At 69.8% G+C, this 6,163-nt stretch carries 3 protein-coding genes and 1 pseudogene; 2 read left to right on the forward strand and 2 right to left on the reverse strand.

Annotation, left to right across the window (positions count from 1 at the left end; genetic code table 11):
- Positions 1-29: 29 nt before the first annotated feature.
- Positions 30-602: an ABATE domain-containing protein gene (locus ASD47_RS23770; RefSeq protein WP_056762099.1), complete on the forward strand. Its 573-nt coding sequence runs from the start codon at positions 30-32 to the stop codon at positions 600-602.
- 117 nt (positions 603-719) lie between these two features.
- Here the strand turns inward: ASD47_RS23770 and ASD47_RS23775 are convergent, their stop codons facing one another.
- Positions 720-1,187 carry an Lrp/AsnC ligand binding domain-containing protein gene (locus ASD47_RS23775; RefSeq protein WP_056762100.1) on the reverse strand — a complete coding sequence of 156 codons (468 nt, stop codon included), beginning with the start codon at positions 1,185-1,187 and terminating at the stop codon, positions 720-722.
- Between the two features lie 529 nt (positions 1,188-1,716).
- On the opposite strand from ASD47_RS23775, the gene putA reads away from it, so the two are divergent.
- Entirely contained in the window at positions 1,717-4,830 is a 3,114-nt protein-coding gene (gene putA, locus ASD47_RS23780; RefSeq protein ID WP_255355542.1) for a bifunctional proline dehydrogenase/L-glutamate gamma-semialdehyde dehydrogenase PutA, read from the forward strand.
- A 200-nt stretch (positions 4,831-5,030) separates the two neighbouring features.
- Here the strand turns inward: putA and ASD47_RS28355 are convergent.
- Positions 5,031-6,012 (reverse strand): annotated as a pseudogene (locus ASD47_RS28355) (IS110 family transposase); the annotation flags it as partial.
- Positions 6,013-6,163: the final 151 nt, after the last annotated feature.

A 6,163-nucleotide genomic window follows, 5' to 3' on the forward strand; every position in this document is an offset into this window, starting at 1 on the left:
TAACCTGTCAATCCGGTTTGGAGTGCGCGATGGCGGTGAAGGCGGAGATCCGCGACGGCTTCAAGTTTCGCGGCGGCAGCCCGGCGCTGGATCTGGCGGCGACCGTGGTCGGCCGCCTGGGCGCGACGCCGCGCGATCTGCTGGCCACGTCCGCCGATCTTGACCGCTGGCTGGTGGCGGCGGAACTGGCCGAAGGCCCGCCTGGCTCCACCGAGGGCAATCTGGTCCAGGCCCGGTCGCTGCGCGAGGCGCTCTACCGCCTGGGCCTGTCGCGGGCGCAGGGCGTCGCCCTGCCCGACGTCGACCGCGACCTGCTCAACGGCTACGCCGCCCTGCCCGCCGCGTCCCTGCAGTTGGACACGGACGGCCGCGCCCGCCTGTCCGGGGATGTCCGCGGCCTGCTGGCCGAGTTGGCCCGCGAGGGCGTGTCGCTGCTGGGCGGCGACTTTTGGCACCGCATCCGCCAATGCGAAGGCCCGCCCTGCGCGGTGCTGTTCGTCGACACCTCGCGCAAGGGCGACCGCCGCTGGTGCTCGATGAGCGCGTGCGGCAACAAGGCCAAGGTGGCGGAGTGGCGGAAGCGGGAGCGGGAGCGGGGGTGAGACCGTGCGTCCTTCGAGGCCCGCTACGCGGGCGCCTCAGGATGAGGAAATCAGAGCCAACCCACGTTCCTCATCCTGAGGCGCGAGCCGAAGGCGAGCCTCGAAGGACGCACCGCCTCACAACGGCAGCTGCACCGTACTCTTGACCTCTTCCAGCACCGCATAGGTGCGCGTCTCGCGCACGCCCGGCATCTTCACCAGGATGTCGCCGAGGAATCCGCGATAGGCCTCCATGTCGCGCACCCGGGCCTTGATCAGGTAGTCGAACCCGCCGGCCACCATGTGGCACTCCAGGATCTCGGGCGCGCGACGCACGGCGGCGGCGAAGTCCTCGAACACCTCGCCGGTCGTGCGGTCCAGCACCACCTCGACGAAGATCAGCAGGGCGCGATCGACCTTGGCCGGGTCGAGCAGGGCCGCGTAGCCGGTGATGAAGCCCCGCTCGCGCAACCGCCGCACCCGATCGAAGGTGGCCGCCGGCGACAGGTTGCAGCGCTTGGCCAGCTCGGCGTTGGTGATGCGGCCGTCGGCCTGCAGAACCCGCAAAAGCCGGCGATCGGTATCGTCCAGAGCAGACATCGCCATTTCCCCTTCCAGCCGAAGATAGTTCGGAATTTTATACCAACAAACAAAGCACCTTCGCCATACCCCGGCCTATACCCTCGATCGTCCTAGCGAGCTTGGCCGCCACTCCCCCCGGCGCCCTGGCGGACTCGGACCGGCCTCCGCCTTCCCCCCGGCGGAGCGCAGACATGGCGCCCTCTCCCCCGTCGGCGCCGTGTGAGAGCGGAAGGGACGCGCGACCTCCCCCCGTATCGCGTCCCTTCCCACCTCTCCCCTTCCCGATCATGCTCCGGCCTGACGTCGGCGCTCGGTGCGCGGCCCTCGTCCTTCGACAAGCTCAGGATGAGGACCGTTGCAGGCCCGAGCGCTGGAAAAACCTCATCCTGAGCCTGTCGAAGAACGAGGTTTTCGCCTCGGAGGGGCGTGGATTTCGTGACAGGCTGACGCAGCCTCGGAGCGAATAGCGATACTGGGCGCTTTCGCCGAAGATCATACAGTCTGGACGCACAACAAACGAAGCACCTTCGAACAATCCAGGGATATAGCGACGATATCCACCAACGAGGCGACCATGACCGATTGGGACTCCCTGGACGACGGCAAGTATCGTGACGAGGCGGCGGTGATCGCCGATCTGCTGGCCGCCCAGCCCCTGAGCGGCGAAGACCGCGCCGCGGTTCGCGCCGAGGCCGAGGCCCTGGTTCGCGGCGCCCGCCGCAGCGTCCGCAAGCAGGGCGTGGTCGAAAGCTTCCTGCAGGAGTTCAGCCTCGGCACCCGCGAAGGCCTGGCCCTGATGTGCCTGGCCGAGGCCCTGCTGCGCACGCCCGACGACGACACCCGCGACAAGCTGATCGCCGAGAAGATCGGTTCGGCCGACTGGGCCAGCCACCTGGGCGGCAGCGACAGCCTGTTCGTCAACGCCTCGACCTGGGGCCTGATGCTGACCGGCAAGATCGTCGAGCCGGACGACCAGGCCCAGAAGGACCTGCCGGCGTTTATCAAAAAGATCGCCGGCCGCCTGGGCGAGCCGGTCATCCGCGCCGCCGTCGGCCAGGCCATCCGCATCATGGGCGAGCAGTTCGTGCTGGGCCGCACCATCGAGGCGGCCATCAAGCGCGCCGCCGGCGACGGCGACATCTGCAGCTTCGACATGCTGGGCGAAGGCGCCCGCACCGCCGCCGACGCCGCCCGCTACGAGAAGGCCTATGCCGACGCGATTCAGACGGTCGGCAAGCTGTCGAACAAGGCAGGTCCGGAAGCCGGCCACGGCGTGTCGGTCAAGCTGTCGGCCCTGACGCCGCGCTACGAAGCCACGCAGGAAGCCCGCGTCTGGGACGAGCTCTATCCGCGCGTCCTGCGCCTGGCCAAGATCGCCGCCAAGCACGACTTGAATTTCACCATCGACGCCGAAGAAGCGGACAGACTTGCGCTGTCGCTGAAGCTGCTGGACCGCCTGTGCCGCGAACCCGAGCTGGGTGCATGGACCGGTCTCGGCCTGGCCGTCCAGGCCTACCAGAAGCGCTGCCCCGAGGTGATCGCCCGCCTGACCGCCCTGTCTAAGGAAACCGGCCGCCGCCTGATGGTCCGCCTGGTCAAGGGCGCCTACTGGGACAGCGAGATCAAGCGCGCCCAGGTCGCCGGCCGGCCGGACTATCCGGTCTACACCACCAAGCCGGCGACGGACCTGTCGTACCTGGTCTGCGCCAAGGCCCTGATCGCGGCCGCCCCGCACCTCTACGCCCAGTTCGCCACCCACAACGCCCACACCCTGGCGGCCGTGGTGCGGATGTCGAAGAACGCCGGCGTGAAGATCGAGCACCAGCGCCTGCACGGCATGGGCGAGGCGCTCTACAAGGCCGCCGACGACCTCTATGACGGCGTGGTGCTGCGGGCCTACGCCCCGGTCGGCGGCCACGAGGACCTGCTGCCCTACCTGGTCCGCCGCCTGCTGGAGAACGGCGCCAACACCAGCTTCGTCCACGCCCTGCTCGACGAGCGGGTGCCGGTCGAGAAGGTGGTGGTCGATCCGATCACCGCCGTCGAGGCCCATCCCGACCGCCACGCCAAGATCCCGACGCCGATCGACGTCTATGGCCCGCGCCGCAGGAACAGCGCCGGCCTGGACCTGTCGACCAAGGCCGACCGCGACCGCCTGGCCGCCCATGTGGCCGAACTGGACAAGCTGACCCTGTCGGCCGGCCCGCTGGTCGGCGGCAAGCTGACGGCCGGCGCCCCGCCGATGCCGGTGCAGAGCCCAACCGACCATGGCCGCGTGGTCGGCGTGGTCTCCGAGGCCCAGTTGCCGCAGATCGACCAGGCCTTCCGCCTGGCTCGCGCCGCCCAGCCCGCCTGGGATCAGGCCGGCGGCCCGGCCCGCGCCGAGGTGCTGCGCGCCATGGGCGACGCCTTGGAGGCCAATATCGAGCGCCTGTGCGCCATCCTCTCGCGCGAGGCCGGCAAGACCCTGCCCGACGCCATCGCCGAGGTGCGCGAGGCGGTCGACTTCTGCCGCTACTACGCCAAGCTGGCCGAAGAACAGTTCGGCCTCGCCGGCGAGGTCCTGACCGGCCCGGTCGGCGAAACCAACAGCCTGCGCCTGGCCGGGCGCGGCGTCTTCGTCTGCATCAGCCCGTGGAACTTCCCCCTGGCCATCTTCACAGGCCAGGTCGCCGCGGCCCTGGCCGCCGGCAACGCGGTTCTGGCCAAGCCGGCCGAACAGACCCCGCTGATCGCCTATGAGGCGGTGAAGCTGTACCACGCCGCTGGCCTGGACCATCGCCTGCTGGCCCTGCTGCCAGGACGCGGCGAGACCGTCGGCGCGGCCCTGACCGCCCACGAGGGCTTGGACGGCGTGGCTTTCACCGGCGGCACCGACACCGCCTGGCGGATCAACCAGACCCTTGCGCAACGCCAAGGGCCCATCGTGCCGTTCATCGCCGAGACCGGCGGCCTCAACGGCATGTTCGTCGACACCACCGCCCAGCGCGAGCAGGTGATCGACGATGTGATCCTGTCGGCCTTCGGCAGCGCCGGCCAGCGCTGCTCGGCGCTGCGCCTGCTGTTCCTGCCGCACGACACCGCCGACCATGTCATCGAGGGCCTGAAGGGCGCGATGGACGCCCTGGTCCTGGGCGACCCTGCCCAGGCCGTCACCGACGTGGGCCCGGTCATCGACGCTGACGCCAAGGCCGCGCTGGATCAGCACCTGGTCCGCCTGAACCGCGAGGCCAAGGTGCTGCACCAGCTGACGGCGCCGGAAACGGGCACGTTCTTCGCCCCGGTGCTGGCCGAGATCCCGACCGCCGACTTCCTGGAACGCGAGGTGTTCGGCCCGGTGCTGCACGTGGTGCGCTACCGACCCGAGGACCTGGAACAGGTCGCCGGCGCCCTGGCGGCCCGCCGCTACGGCCTGACCCTGGGCGTCCACTCGCGGATCGAGAGCTTCGCGGCCGACGTCCAGCGGCTGGTCCCGGCCGGCAACTGCTACGTCAACCGCTCGATGACCGGCGCCGTGGTCGGCGTCCAGCCGTTCGGCGGCGAGGGCCTGTCGGGCACGGGCCCCAAGGCCGGCGGTCCGCACGCCCTGATGCGCTACGCGGTCGAGCGGGCGCTCAGCATCAACATCACCGCCCAGGGCGGGGACCCGACGCTGCTGAATCTGTAGGCGACCGCCCTCCAAATCCTTCTCCCCTTGCGGGAGAAGGTGTCGGCGAAGCCGACGGATGAGCAACCATGTTGATCAGGCGTGGCGAACCCAGRGCTGCTGTCGCTTGAGGACGAGGTTTGCGGCTTCGACGAGTTTTCGCATGACGGCGACGATGGCGACCTTGGGCGGTTTGCCGGCGGCCAGGAGGCGATCGGCGNGCTGCTGTCGCTTGAGGACGAGGTTTGCGGCTTCGACGAGTTTTCGCATGACGGCGACGATGGCGACCTTGGGCGGTTTGCCGGCGGCCAGGAGGCGATCGGCGAAGATCTTGAAGGCGGCATCGAAGCGCTTGGCGGCGATGGCGGCCAGATAGAGCATGCGGCGAGGTCGGCTTCGACCGCCGCCGATGAAGCTCTGGCCCTTCCATTGGCCCGACTGGCGGTCGAAGGGAGCCACGCCCAGCAGGCTGGCGGGCTGGCCGCGCTTGAGGGCGCCCAGYTCGGGCATGCGGATCACCAGGCTGGCGGCCACCAGCGGCCCGACACCTGGCAGAGACCGCAGCAGCGTCCAGCGGGCCAGAAGGTCGGGCCAGGCCTTGAGCGCGGCCAGGATCTCGCGCGCCAGCCGGGCCTTCAGCCGCGCCAGGCTCTGGATCTGCTCGCCCAGGCTGGCGGCCAGATCGGGCAGGGTCACATGCTCCATGAAGGTCTTCAGCTGGGCGGCCTGGTCGCTGATCTGCTCGTAGGCCGTCAGGCGTTCGGCCAGATGGGCCAGGCGCGGGTCCTGGGCCGCCCGCACCGTGTCCACCTGCGCCGTCGCCGCCGCGATCAGCGCCGCATCCAGCCGGTCGGTCTTGGCCCGCCGCCGCTTGAGGCGCGCGAACAGCTTCACCTCCAGCGGCTGGTGCACCACCACCTCCAGCCCCGCCGCCTCAAGTCTGGCCCGCACGCCGCGCTCGTAGCCCGCCGTCGCCTCCAGCCCCACGCGTCTGACGCCGCGTTCCGCCAGCCAGGCGATCAGCCCTTCCCAGCCCGCTGCGTCGTTGGCCACCCGATGCTGCTCGGCCCTGCCGAGCACGGCCGCATCCAACTGGCGCTTGCCCACATCGATCCCGGCGATCGTTGTGCTAGACTTGTTCCTATCCATCGATCCCATCCTTGTGGCTCCGGACCCATACGTCCCTGCAACCATCCGGGTCATGGATATGCCAGCGGCGACCAGGCTCACCCGCAGCGCCAAAACGCTCAGGGGTTATCGGTCCCTCCGCCGGCGGTCCGCCTGGTGCTGAGAACACCAGGCGGACGTCCCGGAAGACACCAGCAGCTTACCGCTTCTCCAACAGACAAGGGGT

The organism is Caulobacter sp. Root1472 (assembly GCF_001426985.1).
Classification (GTDB): domain Bacteria; phylum Pseudomonadota; class Alphaproteobacteria; order Caulobacterales; family Caulobacteraceae; genus Caulobacter; species Caulobacter rhizosphaerae.